The organism is Jiangella alkaliphila, assembly GCF_900105925.1.
GTDB lineage: Bacteria > Actinomycetota > Actinomycetes > Jiangellales > Jiangellaceae > Jiangella > Jiangella alkaliphila.
On sequence record NZ_LT629791.1, the window covers coordinates 7,271,090 to 7,297,537 of the forward strand.

The following is a 26,448-nucleotide window of genomic DNA, read 5'->3' on the forward strand; positions in this document are numbered from 1 at the left end:
TAGTTGGGTGTCCCCCTGCTGCCCATTCTCTTAGGCCGCAGCTATCAGGGGGACGGGGAAGAACCGGGCACAGCCCGGGCCATTTGCGCCGTTCGCCGGGATTCGCCTAGCCGGCCCTCGACCCGGGCGGTCGTCCTCGATGGCAAAAGACGTCCTCGAGCCCCGCAGACCACGGCTCCCGACATCGAGGACGACCACCCCCATCAACGACGGCGAGACCTCACCCGCCACCGACACACCTCACCCGCCAAACGACCACACCCGGCACCGATCCAGCCGTCATCCGTTCCTCACGCGAGTGAGGTACTCCCCACGCGAGTGAGGACCGGCGCCACACTCCCCCCGTCCCCCTGATAGCTGCCGAGTTCTTAGTAAGTGTTGGGAAAGGTGCTATCTGGGGTGCGCGGGTTGCCATGGGCGTCGTCCGGGCGCGGGTGCCAGGCGTCGGGTCATGAGGCCGATCATCGCCCACTTGATCATCGCTTCGGAGTGTTCGGGGAGGCGTTCGTAGTCGCGTGCCAGGCGTCGGGTTCGCATCAGCCAGGACAGTGTTCGTTCGACCACCCAGCGGCGCGGGAGGACTTCGAAGGTGTGCCGGCCCTCGGGTTTGCGCACGATGTCGACCAGGATGCGGCAGTGCTGCTGGGCCCAGGCGATCAGCTTGCCGACGTAGCCGCCATCGGCCCAGACCAGCGCGATCGAGGGCATGGCCATCTTCGCCCGCGCCAGCACCGGGCGGGCGCCGACGCGGTCTTGCAGGCCGGCCGTGGTGACCAGCACCACGATGAGCAGCCCGAGGGTGTCGGTGACGATGTGGCGTTTGCGGCCGTTCACCTTCTTACCAGCGTCGTAGCCCCGACTGTCGCGCCCGACGGTGTCCGCGCCCTTCACCGACTGGGCGTCCACGATCCCTGCGCTGGCCATCGGGTCACGCCCGTTCCCATCACGAACCTGAGCGCGCAGCGCGTCGTGGATCCGGTCGGTCACCCCGGCCTCGTTCCAGGTCTTGAAGTACCAGTACACCGTGTCCCACGGCGCGAAGTCGTGCGGCAACTGCCGCCACGAACAACCCGTCCGATTCACGTACAAGATCGCGTCCACGATCCGGCGCCGGGCATGCTTGGCCGGACGCCCACCCGGCTTCACCGGCACCATCGGCGCGATCAACTCCCACTGCGCATCGGTCAGGTCCGACGGGTACCGCGGTGTCGACGACGTGTCCATGAACCACCACAATCACCACGTCCGTCACATCAGTCACGCAGGCACGCCGAACCACTTTCCCAACACGTACTAAGAACGGGGACGCGCGGATCAAGTCCAGAGCCCCCAACCACAGACCACCGCAACCAGCAGAGGCGTCGGACTTGAGGCGCGGGTCCACGGCTTAAGAAAATGGGCAGCAGGGGGACGGCCAACTACCCGGCAACGGGCAGCGTGTCCGCGCGGGCGGAGCGGTCGATGTCGCCGACCTCACCAGCGAGAACAGCCCGCCGGCCGTAGACCCAGACGTAGGCAAGGAACAGCACCTCGGCGAGCACTCCGATGGCGATGCGGGCCCACGTGGGCAGGCCGGACGGCGTCACGAACGCCTCGATGACGCCGGAGACGAGCAGGACGCAGGCCAGCCCGAGCGCCATGCCGAGCGTGGCCCGGCCCGTCTCGGCCAGCGCCTCGCCGCGGCTGCGCGGGCCGGGATCGACGACCGTCCAGCCGAGCCGCAGCCCGGCGCCGGCCGCGACAAAGACGGCGGTCAGTTCGAGCAGGCCGTGCGGGGTGATGAGCCCGAAGAAGACGTCCAGCCGGCCGGCCGCGGCCATCAGTCCGGCGGACGCGGCGACGTTGACGGCGTTCATCCAGAGCACGTAGACGACCGGGATGCCGAGGAAGACGCCGAGCGCGAGGCAGGCCGCCGCCACCCAGGCGTTGTTCACCCACACCTGCGCCGCGAACGAGCCGGCCGGGTTCTCGGAGTAGTAGTCCTCGAAGTCGTGCTCGACGAGCTGGCGGATCTCGTCCGGCGCGCCGATCGTCGCCTGCACGCCGGGGTTGGCGGCGACCCACCAGGCGATGGCGACGGACACGACGGCGAAGGCGAGGGCCGCGCCGACCCACCAGCGCCGGTTGAGGTACACCGCCGCTGGGAAGCCGACGGTGAGGAAGCGGACGACGTCGCGCCAGCCGGGGTCGTGGGCGCCGGCGATCGCCGTCCGGGCCCGGGCCACGAGGGCCGACAGCCGGCCGAGCAGGACGGGGTCGGGCGCGGCGGAGCGCATGGTGGACAGGTGCGTCGACGCCGCCCGGTAGAGCGCGACCAGCTCGTCGGCCTCCGGGCCGGTCAGCTTGCCGCGGCGGCGGACCAGCTGCTCGAGGCGGTCCCACTCGGCGCGGTGCGCGGCGACGAACGCGTCGAGGTCCACCTGAGGCAGACTATCGGGGTGAGCGACCTGGTGACCGGCGAGGCCGTCCCCCTCGAGCTGCGGCTGGCCAAACTGCCGTCGCGGGCGCTCGGGCTGCTGCTCGACGCACTGGTGCTGGCGGTGCTGGGGTTCGCGCTGCTGTTGCTGTTCGGCCAGGTCGCGCCGGGGGTCGACGAGGCGCTGGCGACCGCGCTGGTCATCGGCGGGACGGTGTTCTTGCTGGTCGTCGTGCCCACGACGGTCGAGACGCTGACCCGCGGCAAGTCGCTCGGGAAGGCGGCGGCGGGGCTGCGCGTGGTCCGCGACGACGGCGGCCCGATCCGGTTCCGGCACGCCCTGGTCCGCGCGTTGGCCGGGGTGTTCGCCGACTTCGTGCTCACGCTGGGCGTCGGCGCGATGGTCTGCTCGCTGCTGAACTCACGCGACAAGCGCATCGGCGACGTGCTGGCCGGCACCGTCGTCATCCGCGAGCGGATCCCGTCGACGGCCGCGCCGCCGCCGGTCCTCGACCCGCGCCTGGCCGGGTGGGCGGCGTCGCTGGAGTTGTCCCGGCTGCCCGACCGGCTCGCCATGGCCGCCCGGTCGCTGCTGGCCAGGGCGCCGCAGTTGGCGCCCGAGGTGCGCACCCGGCTGGCCGTCGACCTCGCGAACGAGATGGCCGCGGTGGTCAGCCCGCCGCCCCCGCCCGGGCTGCAGCCGTGGGACTACCTCGCCGCCGTGCTCGCCGAGCGCCGCCGCCGCGACACCCTGCGCTACGGCGTCCCGCCACCCCAGCCCCAGCAGCCCCCACCCCAGCAAGCGCCGCCGCGACCAACACCGCCGCCCACGCAGCCGCCGGCGGCGCCGTCGCGCACCGACGGCGGCTTCGCGCCCCCGTCGTGACCACCGGGTACCGCCGCTCCGACGGCGCCGGCCCGGCGCAGCTGGCCGCGATGCAAGCGCTGGCGAGCAGGCTGTGGAGCTGGTCCAGCCGCTGGCATCCGGGCGAGCTGGCGTGGTTCTGGTGCGAGCACGGCCGCCCGGACCCGTCCTGGCGCCTGGCCCACTGGCGGCACGGCGACCGCGTCGTCGCCTGGGCGTGGGCGCGCGCGGGCCGCCTGGACCTGCAGCTCGACCCGGCGCATCTCGCGCTGACGGAGCGGATCGTGGCCTGGTCCGGCGCGACCTCGGTGACGGTGCTGGACGCCGAGACCGCGCTGGCCGCGGACCTGGCCCGGCACGGCTACCTCCGCCAGGACGACGCCCGGTTCTTCGCGCACCTGCGCCGCCCGCTGGCCGGTCTCCCGGACGTTCCGACGCTGCCGAACGGGTACACGCTGCGGCCGGTGGCCGGTCCGGCCGACGCCGCCGCGCGAGCCGCCGTCCACGCCGCCGCGTTCGACGTCACCATGACCGAGGCCGGCTACCGCGGCGTCATGCGGGCGCCGTCGTACCGGCCGGAGCTGGACTGGCTGGTCCTCGCGCCGGACGGCACCCCGGCCGCGTCCGCGCTGGCCTGGGTCGACGGCGAGATCGCCGTGCTGGAGCCCGTCGGCACCGATCCGCGGCACCGCCGCCGGGGCCTGGCCGCGGCGGCGACGCTGGCCGCGCTGAGCGCCGCGAGCGATCTGGGCGCAAAGCACGCAAGGGTCTGCGCCCGCGGCGACGACGGGTACCCCGCCGCCCGGGCGGCGTACGAGGCGCTCGGCTTCCGGGCCTACGCCCGCAACGTGCGCCTCGCCCGCCCCGGCTGAGCGCGCGCCGTCAGTACCGGTAGTGCTCGCTCTTGTACGGCCCCTCGACCGGAATGCCCAGGTAGGACGCCTGCGCCGGGGTCAGCTCGGTGAGCTGCACGCCCAGCGCGCCGAGGTGCAGCCGGGCCACCTTCTCGTCCAGGTGCTTGGGCAGCGTGTAGACGCCGAGCGGGTAGTCGGCGCTCTTCGTGAACAGCTCGATCTGCGCCAGCACCTGGTTGGTGAACGAGTTGGACATGACGAACGACGGGTGCCCGGTGGCGTTGCCGAGGTTCAGCAGCCGGCCCTCGGACAGCACGATGACGGTGTGGCCGTCAGGGAAGCGCCACTCGTGCACCTGCGGCTTGATCTCGGTGCGCACGATGCCGTCGACGGCGGCCAGCCCGGCCATGTCGATCTCGTTGTCGAAGTGGCCGATGTTGCCGACGATGGCCTGGTGCTTGGCCCGGGCCAGATGCGATGCCGTCAGCACGTCGCGGTTACCAGTGGCGGTGACCACGATGTCGGCCCGCTCGATGACGTCGTCGAGCGTGGTGACCTCGTAGCCGTCCATGGCCGCCTGCAGCGCGCAGATGGGGTCGATCTCGGTGACGACGACGCGGGCGCCCTGGCCGCGCAGCGACTCGGCACACCCCTTGCCGACGTCGCCGTAGCCGCAGACGACGGCCACCTTGCCGCCGATCAGGACGTCGGTGGCCCGGTTGATGCCGTCGATCAGCGAGTGCCGGCAGCCGTACTTGTTGTCGAACTTGCTCTTGGTGACGGAGTCGTTGACGTTGATGCCCGGGAACAGCAGGGCGCCGTCGCGCATCATCTCGTAGAGCCGGTGGACGCCGGTCGTGGTCTCTTCGGTGACGCCCTTGACCTCCTGGGCCAGCGCGGTCCAGCGGCTCTGGCTCTCCGTCAGCGAGCGCTTCAGCACGCCGAGGACGACCCGCCACTCCTCCGAGTCGTCGCCGGTGGGCTCGGGGACGACGCCGGCCTTCTCGTACTCGACGCCCTTGTGGACGAGCAGGGTGGCGTCACCGCCGTCGTCGAGGATCATGTTCGGTCCAGGTGCATCGGGCCAGGCCAGCGCCTGCTCGGTGCACCACCAGTACTCCTCGAGCGTCTCGCCCTTCCAGGCGAAGACCGGCACCCCGGCCGGCGCGTCGGCGGTGCCGTCGGGCCCGACGGCGATGGCGGCGGCCGCGTGGTCCTGCGTCGAGAAGATGTTGCACGACGCCCAGCGGACGTCGGCGCCGAGCGCGACCAGCGTCTCGATCAGCACCGCGGTCTGGACGGTCATGTGCAGCGAGCCGGTGACGCGAGCGCCGGTGAGCGGCTTGCTGTCGCCGTACTCGGCGCGCATGGCCATGAGGCCGGGCATCTCGTGCTCGGCGAGGCGGATCTCGCGGCGGCCGAACTCGGCCAGCGACAGGTCGGCGACCTTGAAGTCGAGGGACATGGAACGGTTCCTCTCAGAGGACGGCGGGTGGGCCGGACGCAGGGCGCGACGAGGCGCCGATCACGTCGTCCGGCCCGGCACGACCCATCTGGGTCCGCGGCATCACCTGCGCCGGTTGGTCACGAGCGATTCTACGTCACGGTGCGGGCGCCGCCGCGCGGTCGATGTCGGGCTCGAGGAAGATGTGCGTCGCCTCCGGCACCGCCGCCCGGATGCGTTCCTCGGCGCCGTTGATCGCGGCCGCGATCTGCTCGCCCGTCTGGTCCGTGCGCACGGCCAGCTTGGCGGCGACCAGCAGCTCCTCCGGGCCGGTGTAGAGCGTGCGCAGGTGGATGACGCGGCCGATGTCGTCGCCCGCGGTGGCGGCGGCGAGGATCTTGTTCACGTTCTCCTCGGCCGCGCCCTCGCCGATGAGCAGGCTGGACATCTCGATGGCCAGGATGACGGCGATGACCACGAGCAGCAGGCCGATGGCCGCGGTGCCGGCGACGTCCCAGTAGGCGTTGTCGGTGATCAGGGCCATGCCGACGCCGATCAGGGCGAAGACGAGGCCGATCAGCGCGCCGAGGTCCTCGAGCAGGATGACCGGCAGCTCCGGCGACTTGTGCCGGCGGACGAACTGGACCCACGACTTGCTCTGGCGGACCTTGTTGGACTCGACGATCGCGGTGCGGAACGAGAAGATCTCCATGACGATCGCGGCGACCAGCACGACGATCGGCACCCACCACCAGTCGCCCTCGAGCAGCTCGTTCGGGTGCCCGTCGCGGGTCTCCTCGTACTTGTGGAACGCCTCGTACAGCGCGAACAGGCCACCGACGCTGAACAGCACGATCGCGACGATGAACGCGAACACGTACCGCACCCGGCCGTAGCCGAACGGGTGCTCGGGCGTCGCCTTGCGCTGGGCGCGCCGGCCGCCGACCAGCAGCAGCACCTGGTTGCCGGCGTCGGCGCAGGAGTGCACCGCCTCGGCCAGCATCGACGAGGCACCGGTCAGCGCGAACGCGATGAACTTGGTGATCGCGATGCCGGTGTTCGCCAGCAGGGCCGCGACGACCGCCTTGGTCCCACCTTCAGTGGCCATGGGTCAGGGATTCCTTCGCTTCGGTGCGTGCATGGTCAGGGACTATCGTGCCTGGTCGAGGGCGGTGGTGAGGGTGAACGCCACGCCGTCGCCGGTGAGTGCCGTGTCGGGCTCGGACGCCGGGACGAACGCCGCCCGGCCGCGGGCCAGCGCGACGCCGTCGACCGAGGCCGTGCCCTCGACGACGAGGACGAGGCACGGGCCGGGCGCGATGACCCCGGCGCGGCTCAGCAGCACCCGCGCCAGCCGCAGCTCGTCGACGCCCGGCACGGGGTACAGCTCGATGCCCGGGTCGATCACCACGGGCGGGACCAGCACCTCGCCGCGCGGCTCGTAGCGCAGGATCCGCAGCACCTCGGCGGTGTCGACGTGCTTGGGCGTCAGCCCGGCGCGCAGCGTGTTGTCGGAGCTGGCCTGCGGTTCGACGGCGACGCCGGACAGGTAGGCGTGCGGGACGCCGGCCGGGACGAACACCGCCTCGCCGGGCTCCAGCACGTGGTGGCGCAGCAGCAGCGCCAGCAGCAGCCCGCGGTCGTGCGGGTAGGCCTCGGCGAGCCGGTGCACCAGCCCGAACCGCGGGTCCGCGCGCCGCGCCGACGCCTCCGCCGTCAGGGCCGTGACGATCTGCGTGGCCGCGGCGGCGTCGAGGGTGAGCCAGCGGCGGACCAGCCGTTCCAGCCCGTCGTCGTCGCGCAGGACGGCGGCCGCGCCGACGAGGTCGGGGTGCTCGCTCTGCTCCAGCGACGCGGCGACGGCGGCGGGGTCGTCGAACCCAACCAGCGCCTCGAACGGGGTGACGGCGACCGCCATCTCGGGCTTGTGGTTGCGGTCGTGGTACGAGCGGCGCGGGTCGTCCAGTGCGAGGCCGGCGGCGTCCTCGGCGGCGTACCCCTCGACGGCCTGCTCGATGGTGGGGTGCACCTGGATCGACAGCGGCCGCTCGACCGCGAGCACCTTCAGCAGGAACGGCAGCCGCGGCCCGAACCGGCGCACGACGGCGTCGCCGAGCGTCCCCACGGGGTCGGCCTCGATCAGCGCCGACAGCGGCCGCCCGTCGCCCGCCACCGTCGACGGCGACCCCGGGTGCGCGCCGACCCACAGCTCCGCCTCAGGCTGCCCGGACGGAGCCCGGCCGAGCAGCTCGGCGATGACGGTGGGCGAACCCCACGCGTAGGAACGCACCGGGTTGTCCAGAAGCACGGCCACGAGCCGAGAGCCTAGTTGACGCCGCATCAGGAACTCGCGTTGCCGGGAGGGAGTTCTCCTCGCTACAGCGGGTAGAAGTCCCTCCCGACCGACGATCGTCAGGCCGGACGGCCGAGGCCGAGCGCGAGGTAGGCGGCCGCGAACCGGCCGGTGGCCAGCAGCGCCGCGAACCGGCCGATGTCGGGGCCGTCGGTGGCCCGCACCTCCTGGACCCGCACCGACGAGCTCTCGGCCGCGGCGTCGAGGCGGGCGCGGCCGGCCAGTGCGGACGGGCTGTCGGCGCCGTCGTCGAGGATGATCAGGGCCGGGCGGGGTGCCGCGGAGCCGCCGTCCTCGAACGGGTCGGCGAACAGGTCGGGCTCGGGGCTGCCCTCGAGGATCGGCACGAGCAGGTCGGCCTCGCCGGCGACGGCCGGGCGGCCGCTGGCCGAGCGCAGTGCCTCGGCGACCCGGCGGGCGGCGCGGGCGGCCAGCACCGAGCCGCCCCACACGACGGGGACGTCGTCGGCGATGCCGAGGGCGAGTTCCTTGGCCGGGTTGACGTCGGCGGGGACGCTCGGGCCGCACCGCTCGGCGACCTCGTCGAGGGCGGCGGCGACCGGTTCGGCGTCGACCTGCGGGCCGAGGCCCATGATGTGCAGCGCGTGCAGGACGGGGACTGCCAGCGCGGTCGGGTCGGCGCTGCCGGCCGGCAGGAACGTCGTGCCGCGGCCGGCGGCGGCCGCGGCCATCGGCGAGTCCTCGGGCGCGGCGACGAGCAGCTGGCAGCCGCGGCGGCGGGCCTCGGCGACGGCGGAGATCTCGTCGTCGCCGTGGCCGGAGCGGCAGACCACGACGACGAGGTCGAGCGGGCCGGCCCAGCCGGGCAGCCCCTGGTGCGGCCAGGCGACGAACGGCACCGGGCAGACCGGCTCCAGCACGGCGCGGAACAGCCGGCCGTCGGCGCCGCCGGCCACGATCGCGCGCGGCCGGTCGCCGGCGGACAGCGAGGCCAGCGCGTCGGCGGTGGCGCCGTCGGCGAGGCGGACCTGGGCGCCCCAGCCAGCGATGTCGCGCAGGACCGGGTCGACGACGCTCAGCGCGTCGGAGTCGTCGAGCGAACCGTCGAAGAACACCACGGGGCTACGACCGGCTGCGGGCGTGGTCGGCGAGCAGCACCGGGATGTCGTCGCGCACCGGGTACGCCCGCGGGCAGCCGGTGCACAGCAGCTCACCGGCGGCGTCGTCGGGCTCCAGCGCGCTGTGACAGACCGGGCAGGCGATGACCTGCAACAGCGTCGGATCGAGCCTCACGCGGCCCCCTCCCCTGGCCCGCGGACCACCCGCAGGACGTCGTCGCGCACCCGTTCCATGACGGCGCGGTCGGCGCCCTCGACGTTGAGCCGCAGCAGCGGCTCGGTGTTGGACGGGCGCAGGTTGAACCACCACATCGGTGTGCCGGTGAACTCGACGGTGAGGCCGTCGAGGCGGTCGGTGACGACGTCGGGCGCCTTGCCGAACGCCTCCTCGACCCGCGCGGCGACCGCCTCGGCGTCGTCGACGGTGCTGTTGATCTCGCCGGACGCGACGTAGCGCTCGTACGGCGCGAGCAGCTGCGACAGCGGGCGGCCGGCGTCGTCGGAGCCGAGCGCGGCCAGCGTGTGCAGCGCCGCCAGCATGCCGGAGTCGGCCCGCCAGAAGTCGCGGAAGTAGAAGTGGCCGGAGTGCTCGCCGCCGAAGACGGCGCCGGACTCGGCCATCGTCTGCTTGATCAGCGAGTGGCCGACGCGGGTGCGCACCGGGGTGCCGCCGTGCTCGGCGATGATCTCGGGCACCGCCTTGGAGGTGATGAGGTTGTGCACGACGCGCGAGCCCGGCACCCGCTGCAACTCGCGGACGGCGATCAGCGCGGTCAGCGCCGACGGCGAGACCGGTTCGCCTCGCTCGTCGACGACGAAGCAGCGGTCGGCGTCGCCGTCGAAGGCCAGGCCGAGGTCGGCGCCGTGCTCGCGGACGGCCGCCTGCAGGTCGACGAGGTTGGCGGGGTCGATCGGGTTGGCCTCGTGGTTCGGGAACGTGCCGTCGAGCTCGAAGTACATCGGCACGACCTTGAGCCCGGGAAGGTCGAGCACGGCGGGGACGGTGTGCCCGGCCATGCCGTTGCCGGCGTCGACGACGACGGTGAGTGGGCGGTCGCCGTCGAGCGGGACCAGGCCGTGCAGGTGGGCGGCGTAGTCGCGCAGCGTGTCGCGGTGTTCGACCCGGCCGCGCGCCGCGACGGGTGAGTCGACGCCGTCGTCGATGAGGGCCTTGATCTCGGCCAGCCCGGTGTCGTAGCCGACCGGCGCGGCACCGGCGCGGCACAGCTTGATGCCGTTGTACCGGGCCGGGTTGTGGCTGGCGGTGAACATCGCACCGGGCAGGCCCAGGGCGCCGCTGGCGTAGTAGAGCTGGTCGGTGCTGGTCAGCCCGGCCATGACGACGTCGACGCCGGCCGCGGTGACCCCGTCGGCGAACGCGGCGGACAGCTGGGGCGACGAGGGCCGCATGTCGTGCCCGATGACCAGCGCGCCGCTGCCGCCGGCCAGCACGTGCGCCGCCGCCCACCCGATGGCCCGGGCGGTCTCGTCGTCGAGCTCGTCGGGCACCACGCCACGGATGTCGTAGGCCTTGAGGATCGGGACCAGATCACGCACGCTGCGACCCTATCCTGCCCGCCGGGCCCCGCGCGGGGCGTACCGCCCGGCCGTACACGTGAAGCTCCCGTCCCGCCGGTCCGAGCCGGCGGGACGGGAGCTCGTCAGGGAGACGCTCAGCTCGATGCGCCGAAGGTGACGACGAGCTGCGGGGTGTGCTCTCCCTTCTCCCGGGCGTGGAAGGACTGCTCCGGCCCGGCGCTGGCGCCCTCAGTGGCGTCGCGCAGGACGAAGCCATGGTTCGCGCCCGGTGCGTACATGGCCAGCACCTGCTCGGTCACCGTCCAGGTGCGCCAGCCGGTGCCGGACGACGCGGTGGCGACCGCACCGGCCACTGCGGGCTGGTTGCCCCAGTTGATGCCCGTCTCCGTCCAGGCCGCCGACGCGCGCTGCGCCTGCAGGGTCCGGCCGGAGACCGCGGAGTCCGAGTACAGCCGCAGGGTCGCTCCGACGACCTCGCAGCCGGACGGCGGCGCGGGCAGCGCGAACCGGACCGCCGCGCGGACGTTCTGGTTCGACGACTTGGACAGCACCTTGAGCGCCGAGTCGTCGCCCTTGTTCGTCGACGGGCTGGCCTGTTCGAACCAGGCGTCGGCGTTGGCCGGAACGGTGATCGGCGCACCGCAGTCGATCGGCACGGTCCAGGTCGCCGTGGCCGGCGTCTGGTCCACGTTGCCGGCCGCGTCGGTGGCGCGGACGGCGAACGTGTGTGCCGACCCCACGGCCAGCCCGGGCAGCGACTTCGGCGACGAGCACGCGGCCCAGGCGCCGCCGTCGACGGAGCACTCGAACGACGTGCCCTGCTCGTCGGCGATGAACTCGAACGACGCGGTGCTGGAGGCACCGGGGCCGGTCGTGATCGTCGTCTGCGGGGCGGTCGTGTCAGGCTCCGGCGCCGGACCGATCGAGAGCACCAGTTGCGGCGTGTTGCTGCCGGACTCGCGGCTGCGGAACTGCTGCTCGTGATCGTTGTTCTCACTCGCGTCGCGGATCAGGAACCCGTGCTCGGCGTTCGCCGTGTACATGGCGGTCACCTGCGTGGTCACCGTCCACGTCCGCCAGCCCGAGCCGGACGCCGTCGTCGCGGGGGTGCCGGTGGTCGCCGGCTGGTTGCCCCACGTGACGGCGCTCTCCGTCCACGGCGCGGCCACCCGGATGGCCTGAAGCGTCCGGCCGCTGCGCGACGAGGCCGCGTTGAGGCGCAGCGTCGCGGACGACACGGCGCACCCGTCGGCCAGGTCGGGCAGGTCGAACCGGACCAGCGCCCGCAGGTTCGAGCCGCTCTTCGACATCACCTTGAGGTTCGAGTCGGTGCCCTTGTTGCTCGACGGGCTGCCCTGGTCGATCCACGAGTCGGCGACGGCGTTGAGCGTCACGGTCTGCGTGGTGCAGGCCGGCGGCGCGGTGATCGTCCAGGTCCGCGACGCCGGTGTCGGGTCGGTGTTGCCCGCCCCGTCGGTCGCCCGCACCTGGAAGGTGTGCGCGCCCGGCGTCAGACCCTGGTGGACGGCCGGCGACGTGCACGCGGCCCAGGCACCGCCGTCGAGGAGGCACTCGAACGTCGAGCCGCCCTCGTCGGCGCTGAACTCGAACGCCGCCGTGGTGGCCGCCGTCGAGCCGCTCGGGCCCTCACCGATCGTCGTCTGCGGCGCGGTGGTGTCGACGGGTGTCACCGTCCAGTTGCTCACCACCGGGCTGCCGTCGGGGTTGCCGGCCAGGTCGACCGCACGCACGGCGAACGTGTGCGCGCCGGGCGCCAGGCCGGTCAGCTCCGTCGGCGAGACGCAGGCGGCGAACGCCGCGCTGTCCAGCGAGCACTGGAACGTGCCGGGCTCGTTGGAGGAGAACGCGAACGACGCGGTCGTCGCGCTCGTCGTGGCCGGCGGCGGGTCCGACGTCAGCATCGTCTGCGGCGGCATCGGCGGTGTCACCGTCCACTCGTGCTCGGTCCAGTCGGGCTGGACGTTGCCGTTGGCGTCCGTGGCCCGCACCGCGAACAGGTGCGCGCCCACGGTGAGGCCGGTGTAGGTCACCGGCGACGTGCACGGCTCCTCCAGGCCGTCCATGAAGCAGACGAACGTGGACCCGGGCTCGTCCGAGACGAACTCGAACGTGGCCGACGTCGACTCGGTGGCCTCCGGCGGACCGTCGGTCACCTCGGCCTCCGGCGGGCCGTCGACCTCCCACGCGTACGCGGCCGGCGTCGAGTCCGTGTTGCCGTGGACGTCGACGGCGCGGACGCTCAGCTGGTGCGGCCCCTCGGCCACGCCCTCCAGCAGGTACGGAGTCGGGCAGTCGCCGAACGCGCCACCGTCGAGCGCGCACTGGAAGCCGGCGCCGGGGTCCGGGGACGAGAACGTGAACGTCGCGTCCACCGCGGTGGAGACCGGCGGCGGGCCGCTCTCGATCACGGTGTCCGGAGCCGTGGTGTCGGCCGGTGCGTCGACGGTCCAGGAGAACTCCGCCGGCGACTCGTCCAGGAAGCCCTCCGGGCTGGTCGCGGCCACCTGGAACGCGTGGTCACCACCCCCGAGACCGGAGTACGTGTGCGGCGAGGCACACGGCAGGAACGGCCCGGCGTTCAGAGCGCAGGTGAACGTGGACCCCGGCACGTCGGCCTCGAAGGTGAACGTCACCTCCGCACCCGACGGGTCGTCCGGCGTGGTCAGCAACGTCGTCTCCGGCGGGCCGACCATGGTCCACTCCGCGACCGCGGCGGCGCCGGTGTTGCCCGACATGTCGACCGCCCGCACCTGGAGCTCGTGCGGCCCGACCAGCATGCCCTGGACCTCGAACGGGCTCTCGCAGGGCTCGAACTCGGCCCCGTCGACGCTGCACTCGAACGTCGCGAGCGGGTCGTTCGCGCTGAACGTGAACAGCACGTCCGGCTCCGGCGTGGTGGCCGGCGGCGTGGTCAGGATCGTGACCGCCGGTGCCACCGAGTCGCCCGCGAAGGTGAACGGCAGGCTCGCCGGCGTCGGGTCGATGTTGTCCTCGGCGTCGACGGCCCGCACGTAGAACACGTGCCCACCCGGCTCCAGCGGCTCGGGAGCCTCCGGGTTCGGGTACGTCCACGGGCTGGTGCACTCGGAGAACGCGGCCTCCTCGGCGCTGTCCATGCTGCACTCGAACAGCAGGCCCGCGGGGGTCGTGACGTTGTCCGTGCCGGTGAAGGTGAACGTGACCGCCCCGGTCGGGTCCGCCGGGCCGCTCTGGATGACGGCGTTCGGCGGCACGGTGTCCAGGCTCGGCACCACGGTCCACTCGTACTCCGTGCTCTCCAGCTGGCTGACGCCCTCAGGGTCGGTGGCGAACACGCGGAACACGTGCTCACCCACGCTCAGGCCGGTGTACGTCATCGGCGACGTGCACGGCGCGAACGGCGCGAAGTCGAGCGAGCAGTCGAACGTCGAGTCGGCGACGTTGGCCTCGAAGACGAACGTGGCCGTCGTCTCCTCGGTCTCGCCTCCGTTCGGCGGTTCGGTGCCCTGGCCCGGCTCGAACGCCGGCCCGTCGGTGATCGTCGCGAGCACACCGGTGATGGTCCACGTGTACTCGGCCGGTGTCGGGTCGGTCAGGCCCTCGGAGTCCGTGGCGCGGACCCGGAAGGTGTGCTGCCCGACCTCGGTCTCGTCGAACTCGTGCTCGACCGCGAAGAAGCACGGCGAGTACTCGGCGTCGTCGATGGCGCACTCGAACGTCACGTCCGGCTCGTTCGAGGTGAAGGTGAACAGCGCCTCGAACAGCGGCGTCTCGGCCGGCGGCTTCAGGTTGATCGTGGTGTCCGGCGCGACGCCCGGAGGCAGCGGCACGTACTCCCACTCGTAGCTCGCGGGCGAGGCGTCGACCAGCTCGTTCTCGTCGACCGCGCGGACGTCGAACTTGTGCGGACCCGGGCTCAGGTTGGTGTACTCCTGCGGGTTCTCACAGTCCACCCAGTCGGCTTCGTCCTCGCTGTCCAGGCGGCACTGGAACTCGAGGTTGCCCAGCGGTGTGACGTCGTCGGTGCCGATGAACGTGAACAGCGCGTTGCGGCTGCTGCTCGGGTCGGCCGGCTTGTCGACGATCTCCGTGTCGGGCGCACCCGGCGCGGGGCCGATGATGCACACGATGTTGAAGCACTGGGCCGGCTCCGCGTTGCCCGTGGCATGGTTCTGACCGCCGTCGACGGTGTCCTCGTGCGCGAAGATGCCCCAGCCGTCGTTGCTGTTCGCGACGTTGGCGGTGACGGTGTGCCCGGCGTCGTTGACCAGGATTCCGCCGCTGCCGTTGTTGCTGGTGTTGTTGCTCTCGATGAGGTTGCCCTGCCCGGACTGGGCCTGGCCGGCGACGTAGATGCCCTCGCCGTTGTTGCCGCCTGCGGTGTTGGACCGGACGACGTTGTCGAACGACTCGCTCTCCAGCGAGATGCCCGCGTCGGTCGTGCCGCTCGCGTTGTTGCCCTGCAGCAGGTTGCCGCTGGACTGGATCAGCGCGATGCCGCCGGCGTTGAACCGCACGTCGTTGGCACGCAGCTCGCTGTCGTTCGCACCGTCGAGCGAGAGGCCGGTGCCGCTGGCCGAGCCGATGGTGTTGGCGACGAACTCGTTGTCGCTGGAGTCCATGACGCTGATGCCGTAGGACCCGCTGACGGTGGACGAGTTGCCCTGCACGACGTTGCCGTCCGACGCCGCCTCGAGCGAGATGCCGGCGCTGCTGCTGGCGGAGAGCTGGTTGTCCAGCAGCGTGTTGCCGGTGGCGGCGAGGAGCGCGATGCCGGACTCGCTGGAGCCGGTGACGAGGTTGCCCTCGACGCGGTTCCCGCTGACGCCGTCGAGCCGGATGCCGTCGCCCGGGTTCAGGCTCAGCGTGTTGTCGAGCACGACGGCGCCGGTGGTGCCGGCGGACAGGACGATGCCGGCGACGTTCTCGTTCACCGTGCTGGTCCGGACGGTGTTGCCCGCGTCCGTGCCGGCCAGCGCGATGCCGGCGTCCTGGTTGGCGGTCGAGTGGATCGACGCGACGACGTTGTTCGCGACCCCGTCACCGAGCTGGACCCCGAAGTCGAAGTCCGTCACGGAGCCGTTGACGATCGCGACGCTGTCGAAGCCCGAGTTCCGCACGCCGGCGCCCTGGCCGGACCCCTCGATGAGGTGCCCGCCGAGGTCCAGCGTGATGCCCGCGGCGCCGATGATCAGGCCGTCACCGGAGCAGCCGGCGAGGTCGTTCGTCACCAGCGTGCTCTGCGTGATGGTCTGGCCACAGCTCACCGCGGCGGCCACCGGCGGTGCGCCGACGGTCCAGTCGAACTCGGCCGGCGTGGCGTCGACGTTGCCCTCGCCGTCGGTCGCCCGCACGAGCAGCGTGTGCGCGCCCACCGAGAGGCCGGTGTAGGTGGCCGGCGAGGTGCAGGCCACGTACGGCAGCCCGTCCAGCTTGCACTGGAACGTCACGCCCTCCTCGTTGGAGGAGAAGGTGAAGACCGCCGTCGTGCTGACGGTCATCGCGTCTGGCCCGGAGTCGATCGTGGTCTCCGGTGCGACGCCCGGCGGCGGCGGCTCGACGGTCCAGGCGTGCTGGGCCGGCGTCTCGTCGACGTTGCCCGTCCAGTCCGTGGCGCGGACCTCGACGAGATGTTCGCCGATACCCAGGCCGGTGTACGTGACGGGGTTGGTGCACGGTGCCCAGGCGCCGCCGTCCAGCCGGCACTCGAACGTCACGGTCGTGGCGTTGTCGCTGCCGGTGAACGTGATGGTCGCCGAGGTGCTGGTGGTCGGGTCGCTGGGGCCGGAGACGATGGACGTGTCCGGCGGGACCTGGTCGGTCGGCAGCGGCGGGCCGCCGTCGCAGTCGATGTTGAAGCACTGGATCACCCGCTGCGTCACCGGGTCGATGCCGCCGCCGACGTTGCCGAAGGCGCGGTTGCCGCCGCCGTCGACGTTGATGCCGGCCACGCTGCCCGTCTCGGCGTAGATGCCCCAGCCGCCGTTGTTGTTCGCGACGTTGCCGCCGATCATGTGGCCGACGTCGCTGATCGCGATGCCGTCCGCCGCGTTGCTGTTGGCGGTGTTGCCCTGCACCAGCGTGCCGGAGCCGGGCGGCGCGAACGTGTTCACGGCGATGCCCTCGCCGTCGTTGGCGATCGCGATGTTGCCCAGCAGCACGTTGCTCAGCGAGGTGTCGCCGACCTCGATGCCGACACCGGCGTTGTCGCTGGCGTTGTTGGCCTCGACGTGGTTGCCGCTGGACCCGCTGAGGGCGATGCCGCCGGTGTTGTAGCGGACGTCGTTGTCCTGGACCAGCGAACCCTGGGCGGTCTCCAGCGAGATGCCGACGTCGCCGTTGGTCGTCGCGGCGTTGCCGACGATCTCGGTGCCGTTGGACTCGAGGACGATGACGCCGGCCTCGCTCTCGGTGAGGGTGTTGCCCTCGACCCGGTTGCCGTGCGAGCCGAGCTGGATGAGGACGGCCGCGTCGGAGCTCGTCGCGACCTCGTTCTCCAGCAGCACGTTGGTGCTCGAGCCGTCCAGCTGGACGCCGGCGTTGCTCGTCGCGCTGATCTGGTTGTTCGCCAGCGTGTTGCCGCTGGAGTTGAGCAGGTAGACGCCCTGCTCGGTGCTGCCGCTGATGATGTTGCCGGTGATCGACGCGTCCTGCGTCCCGGCCAGCAGCGAGACGCCGATGGCGTTGCCCGCGATCTCGTTGTTGCGGATCGTGTTGCCGTTGGTGCCGTCGTCGGCGTTGCTGAGCTGGACGGCGGCGGTGATGTTGGACTGCAGCGTCAGGCCGTCGACGATGTTCTGCGCGACGCCGGAGTTGAGCGAGGCACCGAAGTCGAACTCCTGCACGATGCCGTCGCGGACGGTGACGGAGTCGAACCCGTCGTTGCGGATTCCGGTGCCCTGCCCGACACCGTCGATGATCCGTCCGTCGAGGTCCACGGTGATGCCGTGGGCGCCGATGACCAGGCCGTCGCCGGCGCAGTCGGTCAGGTCGTTGTCGACCAGCGTGCTCTGGGTGAGCACCTGGCCACAGGTGACCGTCGTCTGGACCGGAGCGGCGGTGACCGTCCACAGGTAGCTCGCGGGCGACTCGTCCACGTTGCCGGACGTGTCGGTCGCGCGGACCTGCAGCTCGTGCCCACCGACCGCCAGGCCGGTGAACTCGGCCGGCGAGGTGCACGCCGCCCAGGCGCCGGTGTCGAGCTTGCACTCGAACGTCGCGCCCGCCTCGTTGGACGAGAAGGTGAAGGTCGCCGACGTGTCCACCGTGGTGACGTCGGGTCCGGAGTCGATGGTCGTCTCCGGATCCGTCGTGTCGTCCGGCGGCGTCTCGATCGTCCACGTGTGGACGGCCGGCGTCGGGTCGGTGTTGCCCGCGACGTCCCTGGCGCGCACCTCGAACGTGTGCTCGCCGAGGCTCAGCCCGGGGTATTCGGCCGGGCTGACGCAGGCCGCCCACGCGCCGCCGTCGAGCCGGCACTCGTAGGTGAGGAACGGACCCGGGGTGGCGTTGTCCGAGCCGCGGAACGCGAACGTCGCGGTCGTCTCCGTCGACGGGTCGTCAGGCGCCGAGCTGATGGTCGTGCTCGGCGGCAGGTCGTCCGGGCCGCGCGGGGCCGGGACCACGTTCCACGTGTACGTCGCCGGGGTGAGGTCGACGTTGTCGTACGGGTCGATCGCCCGCACCTCGAACGTGTGCTCACCCGACAGCAGGAACGGGTAGATCTGCGGGCTGCCGCACTCGACCCAGTTGTCGACGTCCGGCGGCTGCGGCGGCTCGCCCGGCTCCGGCGGATCGACGGGCGGGTCCGGCGGCGCGTCCAGCCGGCACTCGAACCGCAGCGCGGTCGCGGGCGCGAGGTTGTCCGTGCCCGTGAACGTGAAGATCTGCGGCGAGAGCGAGCTGGCGCCGTTGGCCGGCTGGGTCAGGATCTGCGTGTCCGGCGCGGTGAGGTCCGGCGGCAGCACCGGCGGGGCCGTACCGGGCGCGCAGACGACGCCCTCGCACTGCTCCGGCTCGGCGTTCCCGCTGGCCAGGTTGCCGCCACCGTCGATCGTCAGCACGTCGGCCGTGATGCCCCACCCGGCGTTGTTGTACGCCTCGTTGGCGGTGACCTCGTGGCCGCCGCCGTCGACAGCGATGCCGTCGGCGAGGTTGCCGGTGGCCTCGTTGTCCTCGATGACGTTGCCGTCGATCGGGTTGCCGTTCTCGTCCAGCAGCTCCGCGGTGACCGCGATGCCGGCGCCGCCGCCGTGGTCGGCGACGTTGCCGCTGATGACGTTGCGGTGGCTGGACTCCACCCCGATGCCTTCGGCGCCGGTGTGGCTGACCTCGTTGCCGGTGACCTCGTTGTCGTGCGAGCCGGCCAACGCGATGCCGCCCGGGTTGAACCGGGCGTCGTTCTCGCTGACCACGCCGTGGTGCGCGTTGGACAGCGAGATGCCGGCGCCGCCGGACAGGTGCAGCACGTTGCCGGTGACGACGGTGCCGTCGGAGTCGTCGACCGAGATCGCCGAGTCGCTGCTGCGGCTGGACGTGTTGCCCTCGACGGTGTTGCGGTGCGAGCCGGCGTGGATCGCCATCGCCGCGTCGCCGGTGTCGGAGACGGTGTTGCCGGCGATGACGTTGTCGCTGGCGCTCTCCAGGTAGATGCCGCCGTCGCTGTCCAGCAGCGGGTCGTGCGTGAGGCCGCTGACGGTGTTGCCCTCGACCCGGTTGTAGCCGGAGTCGAACAGGTACACCTGCCGGCCCAGGTTCCCGCCGAACGTGTTGCCCTCGACCAGGGCGCCCTCGGTGCCGAACACCGCCGCGACGCCGTCGCCGTTGAGGTTCATCACGTTGTCGTGGACGTGGACGCCGTAGCGGCCGTCGTCGGCGTCGTGCAGCTCGACGCCGGCCATGAGGTTGTTCGTCAGCGTCAGATCGTGCACGGAGCCGTGCTCGCCGCCGCCGAGGATGCGCACGCCGTAGCCGAACCACTCGATGGTGCCGTTGCGGACGTCGACGTTGGCGTGCCCGGCGTTGCGGACACCCGCGTGCAGACCCTCCTCGGCGCCCGGGTCGACGAACAGCGCGCTCTTCAGCGTGTGCCCGTTGAGGTCGAGGACGATGTTCGGCGCGCCGATCACCAGGCCCTCGCCCAGGCACAGGAGGTCGTTGTCGATCCGGGTGCTCTCGGTGATCACCTGGCCACAGGTCACCGTCTCCGGCGAGCCGGGCTCCGGCGGCGCCGGCGGCTCCGGCGTGCCGACCTCCTGGAACCGCAGCACCAGCTGCGGCGGCGTCGGCGGCTCGAGCACGGCCTCGCTGCTGATGAACGACGACTCGGCGCCGGTGAGGTCGCCCTCGGCGGAGTCGCGGATCGTCCAGCCGTTGTTCGCCGTGGCGCCGTCGAGCATCGACTGCACCTGGCCGGTCATGGTCCACTCGCGGTAGCCGGCGCCCGAGCTGGTCGCGACGGCGGCACCGGCGGTGCCCGGCTGGTTGTTCCAGTTCAGCTGGGACTCGTCCCAGGCGGCGTCGGTGGCGACGGCCTCCAGCGAGCGGCCGGCCTCGCCCTCGCCGTGCAGCCGCAGCGTCGCCCGCTCCAGGACGCAGTCGTCCGGCACGTCGGGCAGCGTGAACCGCACGAACGACCGGGCGTTCTGGTCAGGCTCGTTCGACCGCACGACCAGTTCCTCGGACGCGCCGAAGTTGTCCAGTGGCTGGCCCTGTTCGACATGGGTGTCGGCGGCGGCCGGCAGGATGATGTTGGCCGCGGTGCAGCTGCTCGGCTCGGTCACCGTCCACGTGTGGGTGGCCGGCGTCGGGTCGATGTTGCCCTCACCGTCGATCGCCCGCACCTGCACGGTGTGCTCGCCCGGCGCCAGGTTCGAGAACACGGCCGGGTTGAAGCACTCCAGCCACGCGTCCGGGTCGACGGTGTCGATGCGGCACTCGAACTCCAGGAACTGCGGCGCGGTGCGGTCGTCGGTGCCGGTGAACGTGAACGCCGCGGAGTTGCGGTCGCTCGGGTCCGACGGGGTCTCCTGGAAGACGGTGTTCGGCGCGGTGCCGTCGGGCTGGAACTCGAAGGACTCCGAGTCCGGTGTCGGGTCGACGTTGCCCGCGCGGTCGATCGCGCGCACCTCGAACAGGTAGATGCCGTCCTCGACCAGCTCGACCTGCCACGGGTTCGGGCAGCCGACGAACATCTCCTCGGGGTCCAGCGGCTCGGTCGGGTCCGGCGGCTCCGGCGGCTCGCCCGGCTCGAACTCGAGCAGGCGGCACTCGTAGAGCAGCTCCTCGGTCGGCGTGACGTCGTCGATGCCGGTGAACGTGAACAGCGAGGTGTTCTCGGTGTCCTGCGTCGGGCCCGAGACGTACGCGGTGTCCGGCGGGCTCGAGTCGGCCGCCGCGAACGGGCCCTCGTACTCGAACGCGCCGCTGTCGCACTTGTTGTCCGCCGGGTCCGGCTGGTTGCCCTGCGGCCGGCTGACGCCGCGCTGGTCCACCGTCGGGCACGGCTCGACGCCGCCGTCGATGGCGAAGCTCTCCTCGCGCAGCGCCATCGTCATGGTCGGGCCGCCGTTGTCGGCGACGGCGTCCAGGCCGGCGGTCGACGCGTTCTGGCGGTCGCGGGCGCCGCGGAAGTGGCAGGAGTCGCCGTTCTCGATGTTGCCGCCCTCGGACCCGATGGCGAAGTTGCAGCTCGGGCTGAGCAGGTTGTCCGAGACGATCGTGTTGCGGAAGATCACGCTGGTGCTGGGCTCGATCGGGACGGACGGGACGCTGACCTCGCCGCCGACGCCGCTGGCCAGCGGTGCGCTGTTGTGCGCGATGGTGGTGCTGCCCACGTGCACGTCGGCGTCGGCGTCGATGTACAGGCCGCCGCCGCGCACCTGCGCGATGTTGCCGGTGATGGTGACGTTCTCGTAGTTCGCCGCGGCGTCGCCCAGGCCGTAGATGCCGCCGCCCAGGCCGGTGTCGTCGGAGAAGCGCTGGATGGCGCGGTTGTCCCAGAACGTCGACGACTCGACCCGCAGCGCGCCGTCGGCCTCGTTGGCCAGGCCGCCGCCGTTCTCGGCGGTGTTCGCGCGGACCATCGTCTCGGAGATGGTGAAGTCGCCGCTGCCGTCGCTGAGGATGCCGCCGCCGTCGAGCTCGGCCTCGTTGCCCATGATCGTCAGGCCCGTGACGGTGACCCGCGCGGCCGCGTTCAGCAGACCGCCGCCGGCCTCCGCGTGGTTGCCGGTGATCTCGGTGTTCTCGATGTTCACCGAGCCGTTGTTCTCCAGCGCGATGCCGCCGCCGGCGGTGCCGGCGCTGTTCTCGGTGAACGTCGACGACTCGACGACGACCGGGCCGCTGCCGCCGGCGAACAGGCCGCCGCCGCTGCCCTCGGTGACGCCCTCGACCTCGATGCCGGCCTCGTTGCCGGTGAACGCGACGTCCTCGATGGACACAGGGCGCTCGATGCCGGTGAACACGCCGCCGCCGTCGCCGGTCGCGGTGTTGCCCTCGATGGCGCCGCCGCGGATCGACAGGCTCGCCTTCGACCCGGCGACCACGCCGCCGCCGTCGCCGTCGGTCGCGTGGTTGTCGGTGATGGGGGTGTTGGTCAGGTTCAGCGCGCCCTCGTGGTCGATGAACACGCCACCGCCGGACATGGCGGAGTTGCCGTCGACGGTGACGCCGCTGAGGTTCAGGCGGCTCGGCACGCCGGTCAGGCTGGGCTCGCCGCCGCCGAACACGCCGCCGCCGTTGTGCGCGGTGTTGCCGGTCAGCGCGCCACCGGTGATCGTCACGGTGCCGCTCAGCGCGTAGATGCCGCCGCCGTCGCCGATCGCCTCGCTGTCGGTGACGTTGACACCGTTCAGGCGGATGTTGCCGCCCGACGCGGTGTAGAGGGCGCCGCCCTCTTCCTGGGCGAAGCCCTCGCGCAGCGTCAGGCCGGAGAGCGTCACCGCCCCGGCCGTCTCGTGGATCTCCAGCACCCGGTCCAGCGCCGTCTGCTCCGGCGGCGCGCCCGATGGCGCGTCCCCGCCGTCGACGACCGTCGCCGCGGCGCCGGCACCGTTGACGGTGACCGGCGCGGTGATGTCGAGGTCGCCGGTGTCGGCGCCGTTGTCGCCCTCGGGCGCGATGGCCAGCTCGTACGTGCCGGCCGCCACCTGGATGACGTCCGGCGCCGTCGAGGCGTTCGACTCCTGGATCGCGGCGCGGAGCGTGCACTCGCCCGCGCCGGTCAGACAGATGCCGTCACCGACGTCGGCGTCGGCCGCATCCGTGGTACTCGTCAGCACGAACGTCTCGCCGGCCTGTGCCGCCGGCGCCGTCAGCGCGATGATGCCGGCCACTGTGGCGATGGCCGCCAACAATGCGACCAGCGCTTTAGCCCGCCCCTTGGACATGACTACCCGCCCCCCTGCGGAAGACCCCCCGGCCATTCCGCACGCCCCACCTGGATATCGACGGTGTCAGCGTCCCGTGGTGCGATGAGACGGCTGTAAGGCGATCATGAGAGCTTCTTTACGGGGTTTTGAGCCGGTATCCGACGCCCCGGACGGTCTCGATCACGTCGGCGCCGAGCTTCTTGCGCAGCGCGTTGACGTAGACGTTCACCACGTTCGTGCCGGGATCGACGGCGTATCCCCACACCTGTGACAGCAGCTGATCGCGGCCCAGCACCTGGTCCGGATGCCGCAGGAACGTCTCCAGCAAGGCGAACTCGCGACTGGTGAGATCGACCGCCCGGCCGTGCACCCAGGCGCGCCGGCTGCGCAGGTCGAGCTGCACGTCGCCGGCCGCCACCGTCGCCGACCCGGTCCCGCTCGACGTCGTGCGCAACCGGCTGCGGACCCGGGCCAGCAGCTCGTCGAAGTGGAAGGGCTTGCGCATGTAATCGTCGGCGCCGCTCTCCAGGCAGGTGACCGCGTCGCGTTCGGGCAGCCCGGTCAGCACGACGACGGGGACGGTGTGCCCGGCCGAGCGCAGCTCGCGCAGCACCCGCAGTCCGTCGCGCTCGGGCAGGCCGAGGTCGAGCACCACGAGGTCGAAGGCGCCGGACATGCCCAGCCGCCGCGCCGTCAGGCCGTCGTCGGCGAGCTCGGTGGCATAGCCGTGCCTGCGCAGCCCTTTCTGCACGAACGCGCTGATCAGCGGGTCGTCCTCGACGATGAGGATGGTCGTCACGTCCACTCACCTCGCCGCGGGATCACGATGGTGAAGGTCGACCCGTGGCCGGGGCTGCTGACCAGCTCGACCCGTCCGTCGTGTGCGCCGGCGATCAGCGTGACGATGGCCAGCCCGAGGCCGGCGCCCTGGTAGGTGCGGCGCGACCCGGCGCCGCGGGCGAACCGCTCGAAGATGCGCTCGTGGTCGGCCTCCGGGACGCCGACGCCGGTGTCGCGGACCCACAGCCGCCACTCGTCGTCGGTGCGGGCGCTGCCGACGGCGACGACCTGGTCGCCGGTGGTGTGGTGGACGGCGTTGTGCGCGAGGTTGAGAACGGCCTCGGTGAGCCGGTGCCGGTCGGCCAGCACGGTGCCGGAGCCGACGCCGTCCAGCTGCCAGTTCCGTGGGCCGAGCGCACTGGCCTTGGCCAGCAGCTCCACCGTCAGCTCACCGAGATCGACCGGCGCGCGCCGGACGAAGTCGGGCTGGTCGGCGTCGGCCAGCACCTGGAGGTCGTCGACGATGCGGGCGATGCGGTTCAGCTCGTCCAGCACCAGCGCCACCGTGGCGCGCTGGTCCTCGGGGTCGTCGTCGGTGAGCAGCTCGAGATGGCCGCGGCAGATGGTCAGCGGGTCGCGCAGCTCGTGGCTGGCGTCCTGGACGAACGCGCGCTGGCTGCGGAACGCCGACTCCAGGCGGTCCAGCATCGCGTTGAACGCCTGCGCCATCTCGACCGCCTCGCCGCTGCCGCGGGTCCGGATGCGGCCGGTGAGGTCGGACTCGGAGATCGTGTGCGCGGTCGTCGTCAGCGCGCGCAGCGGCGCCAGCACCCGTCCGGCCAGCGGCCACATGGCCAGCCCGGCGATCAGCAGTACACCCAGGGCGACGAACAGGCTGTACGTGCGGACGTCGGCGATGTCGTCGAGGTCGCGCCGCGGCAGATGCGCGACGACGAACGCGCCGGACTCGCCGCCGAGCTCGACCGGCTCGACGCGGAACCTCAGCTCGCCCTCGTCGGTGCCGATGCGCCCCGTCGTGCTGCCGACGTCGTCGGCGAGGTCGCGCCAGTGGTCGAGGACGTGCCGGTCCACCTCACCGTCAGGCAGCCGGCCGACCGCCGTCTGGCGCACGCGGTCGCCGACGAACGCGACCATGCCCTCGCCGCTGCTCGGCACGTTGCGGGCGAAGTAGACGTCGAACAGCGCGGTCAGCGACGTGAACGGCTCGCCGGTCGTCGGGTCGCGGCCGTCGTCGACCATGCGCCGCAGCTCGAGGACCTCTTGCAACTCGGCCCGCTGGATGCGCTGGTCGAGCCGGATGATGAGCACCTCGCTCAGCACCAGGCTGGTGACCACGGCGGACGTGGCCAGCAGGACGACGTAGGAGCTGATCAGCCGGGTGCGCAGGCTGCGTCCGCCGGTGAACCAGCGGGCCAGCCGGCGCCAGAACGAGGCCTCGCCGGGCGCGCCGACGGGCTCCGCACCGGACACCCCGTCCGACTGCGGCGGAGACCAGGTCGTCTCGACGCGCACATCGCCCCCCTGCCGTCACTGCGGCGACGGCGGGCCGGACGGAGTACTTCCCTTCGGAAGTTGCCCACCCCCCGTCCGGCTGGGGAGCAGCGTACGCCCAGCACGTGACCTGATCAACGTGAAGCCGACGCGCCAGGCGTACGACGGGTGGACGGGAGGTGAACGGAGCGTGGCTCAGGCGTCGGGGTCGGGCAGGGCGCGCAGGTGCCCGCGGCGGGCCCCGCCCTCGCCGGCCATCGGTGGCGGAGGGGCCGGTTCCGGCCGCCGGCCGGCCTCGCGGACGGCGTCGGCGAGCGCCAGCAGATCGTCGCTGCTCGGGCCGAGCGCGGCGGGGTCCGGCGCCAGCCTGATGACCTCCCAGCCGCGCGGCGCGACGAGCCGTTCGGAGTGCTCGGCGCACAGGTCGTAGCTGTGCGGTTCGGCGTAGGTGGCCAGCGGGCCCAGCACCGCGGTGGAGTCGGCGTACACATACGTCAGCGTCGCGACAGCCGTCCGCCGACAAGCTGATCGGGAACAGCGACGCATCGGACTCACAGGTGAAGGCTAGCGGCTGGGCGGTGTCGCCCGGGCACGGCGCGCCAAACGGCACGATGCCCCTTTTCCCTTGTGGTACCCGCCGCTGTCTTGAACCTTTGCGGTCGGCATACGAGCTACTCTGCTCTGGATGAGCCGCCGTTCGCCCGACCCCGAGACCCCGCCAGGGGTGGCCCTGCCGCGCATCCGCCGCGACCGGCACGGACGCGGCATGCGCGGCCCGCTGGCCCCGTCCGGCTCGCCGCTCGCGGTCTCGCGCGCCCAGCGCTTCGACGACCTCGTCATCGCCGCCGTCGAGCGGCTCGACCGGCGCTGGCAGGACCAGCTCGCCAAGGTCGAGTTCGCCGTCGAGGACGTCCCCGCCCTCGACGACTGGGACCGCAGCTGGGTCCCGCTGGCCCGCGCCTACGCCGGCACCGGCGCCCTCCCCGCCCGCGTCGTGGTGTTCCGCCGCCCGGTCGAGACCCGCGCCACCGACCCCGCCAAGCTGCGCGTCCTCGTCGGCGACGTCGTCACCGAGCAGGTCGCCGAGCTGTTCGGCGTCGAGCCTGAAGAGATCGACCCCGCCTACGGCGGCCACGACCTCCCCTGACGTACTGGGTTCACCGAGTTTGCCGCGAACGTTGTTGATCATGGAGAAATGCGGCTCCCGCGTGCCTCAAAACCCGACTTTCTCC

Annotated in this window: 15 protein-coding genes; 3 read left to right on the plus strand and 12 right to left on the minus strand. The window is 72.2% G+C overall.

The window, feature by feature from the left end; translation table 11 throughout:
- Window positions 1–390: 390 nt before the first annotated feature.
- Both BLV05_RS33495 and BLV05_RS33500 read right to left on the minus strand, forming a co-directional pair.
- Window positions 391–1,224 (minus strand): IS5 family transposase, encoded by an 834-nt coding sequence (locus tag BLV05_RS33495; protein ID WP_083421462.1) that lies wholly within the window; start codon window positions 1,222–1,224, stop codon window positions 391–393.
- 194 nt (window positions 1,225–1,418) lie between these two features.
- The gene (locus tag BLV05_RS33500) at window positions 1,419–2,420 is read right to left on the minus strand and encodes a stage II sporulation protein M (RefSeq protein ID WP_046771471.1); all 1,002 of its coding nucleotides are present in this window, start codon (window positions 2,418–2,420) and stop codon (window positions 1,419–1,421) included.
- 18 nt (window positions 2,421–2,438) lie between these two features.
- Between BLV05_RS33500 and BLV05_RS33505 the strand changes: the two genes are divergently transcribed.
- Together BLV05_RS33505 and BLV05_RS33510 are read left to right on the plus strand one after the other, a co-directional pair.
- Window positions 2,439–3,302, plus strand: coding sequence for an RDD family protein (locus BLV05_RS33505; RefSeq protein ID WP_082155638.1), 864 nt, complete (start codon window positions 2,439–2,441; stop codon window positions 3,300–3,302).
- Window positions 3,299–4,153: a GNAT family N-acetyltransferase gene (locus tag BLV05_RS33510; protein WP_052762932.1), complete on the plus strand. Its 855-nt coding sequence runs from the start codon at window positions 3,299–3,301 to the stop codon at window positions 4,151–4,153. Before BLV05_RS33505 ends, BLV05_RS33510 begins: the two co-directional genes overlap by 4 nt.
- 10 nt (window positions 4,154–4,163) lie before the next feature.
- On the opposite strand, the gene ahcY is transcribed toward BLV05_RS33510, so the two are convergent.
- The 10 genes from ahcY to BLV05_RS33560 form a co-directional block, all read right to left on the minus strand.
- Window positions 4,164–5,600 carry an adenosylhomocysteinase gene (gene ahcY / locus BLV05_RS33515; protein WP_046771472.1) on the minus strand — a complete coding sequence of 479 codons (1,437 nt, stop codon included), beginning with the start codon at window positions 5,598–5,600 and terminating at the stop codon, window positions 4,164–4,166.
- 136 nt (window positions 5,601–5,736) lie between these two features.
- The gene (locus BLV05_RS33520) at window positions 5,737–6,687 is read right to left on the minus strand and encodes a cation diffusion facilitator family transporter (protein WP_046771473.1); all 951 of its coding nucleotides are present in this window, start codon (window positions 6,685–6,687) and stop codon (window positions 5,737–5,739) included.
- A 42-nt stretch (window positions 6,688–6,729) separates the two neighbouring features.
- Window positions 6,730–7,893: a mannose-6-phosphate isomerase, class I gene (gene manA, locus BLV05_RS33525; protein ID WP_052762933.1), complete on the minus strand. Its 1,164-nt coding sequence runs from the start codon at window positions 7,891–7,893 to the stop codon at window positions 6,730–6,732.
- A 98-nt stretch (window positions 7,894–7,991) separates the two neighbouring features.
- Window positions 7,992–9,011, minus strand: a complete 1,020-nt coding sequence (locus BLV05_RS33530; RefSeq protein WP_052762934.1) for an SIS domain-containing protein — start codon at window positions 9,009–9,011, stop codon at window positions 7,992–7,994.
- A 4-nt stretch (window positions 9,012–9,015) separates the two neighbouring features.
- The gene (locus BLV05_RS36785) at window positions 9,016–9,186 is read right to left on the minus strand and encodes a Trm112 family protein (RefSeq protein WP_082155639.1); all 171 of its coding nucleotides are present in this window, start codon (window positions 9,184–9,186) and stop codon (window positions 9,016–9,018) included.
- A complete protein-coding gene (locus tag BLV05_RS33540) occupies window positions 9,183–10,568 on the minus strand; it encodes a phosphomannomutase/phosphoglucomutase (protein ID WP_046771475.1) in 1,386 nt (461 codons plus the stop codon). Before BLV05_RS33540 ends, BLV05_RS36785 begins: the two co-directional genes overlap by 4 nt.
- A gap of 116 nt (window positions 10,569–10,684) precedes the next feature.
- Window positions 10,685–22,942 carry a right-handed parallel beta-helix repeat-containing protein gene (locus BLV05_RS33545; protein WP_152690978.1) on the minus strand — a complete coding sequence of 4,086 codons (12,258 nt, stop codon included), beginning with the start codon at window positions 22,940–22,942 and terminating at the stop codon, window positions 10,685–10,687.
- Window positions 22,943–23,060: 118 nt separating this feature from the next.
- Window positions 23,061–23,723 carry a response regulator transcription factor gene (locus BLV05_RS33550; protein WP_046771511.1) on the minus strand — a complete coding sequence of 221 codons (663 nt, stop codon included), beginning with the start codon at window positions 23,721–23,723 and terminating at the stop codon, window positions 23,061–23,063.
- Window positions 23,720–25,237 (minus strand): sensor histidine kinase, encoded by a 1,518-nt coding sequence (locus BLV05_RS33555; protein ID WP_082155641.1) that lies wholly within the window; start codon window positions 25,235–25,237, stop codon window positions 23,720–23,722. Before BLV05_RS33555 ends, BLV05_RS33550 begins: the two co-directional genes overlap by 4 nt.
- Before the next feature lie 174 nt (window positions 25,238–25,411).
- A complete protein-coding gene (locus BLV05_RS33560; protein ID WP_172860750.1) occupies window positions 25,412–25,771 on the minus strand; it encodes a DUF3499 domain-containing protein in 360 nt (119 codons plus the stop codon).
- A 130-nt stretch (window positions 25,772–25,901) separates the two neighbouring features.
- Between BLV05_RS33560 and BLV05_RS33565 the strand changes: the two genes are divergently transcribed.
- A complete protein-coding gene (locus tag BLV05_RS33565) occupies window positions 25,902–26,363 on the plus strand; it encodes a metallopeptidase family protein (RefSeq protein WP_046771478.1) in 462 nt (153 codons plus the stop codon).
- Window positions 26,364–26,448 lie beyond the last annotated feature (85 nt).

Coding starts and splice junctions, on each gene's coding strand:
- BLV05_RS33495 (WP_083421462.1), bottom strand. CDS start 1,224: ATGGACACGTCGTCGACACCGCGGTACCCGTCGGACCTGACCGATGCG.
- ahcY (WP_046771472.1), bottom strand. CDS start 5,600: ATGTCCCTCGACTTCAAGGTCGCCGACCTGTCGCTGGCCGAGTTCGGC.
- BLV05_RS33520 (WP_046771473.1), bottom strand. CDS start 6,687: ATGGCCACTGAAGGTGGGACCAAGGCGGTCGTCGCGGCCCTGCTGGCG.
- BLV05_RS33545 (WP_152690978.1), bottom strand. CDS start 22,942: ATGTCCAAGGGGCGGGCTAAAGCGCTGGTCGCATTGTTGGCGGCCATC.
- BLV05_RS33565 (WP_046771478.1), top strand. CDS start 25,902: ATGAGCCGCCGTTCGCCCGACCCCGAGACCCCGCCAGGGGTGGCCCTG.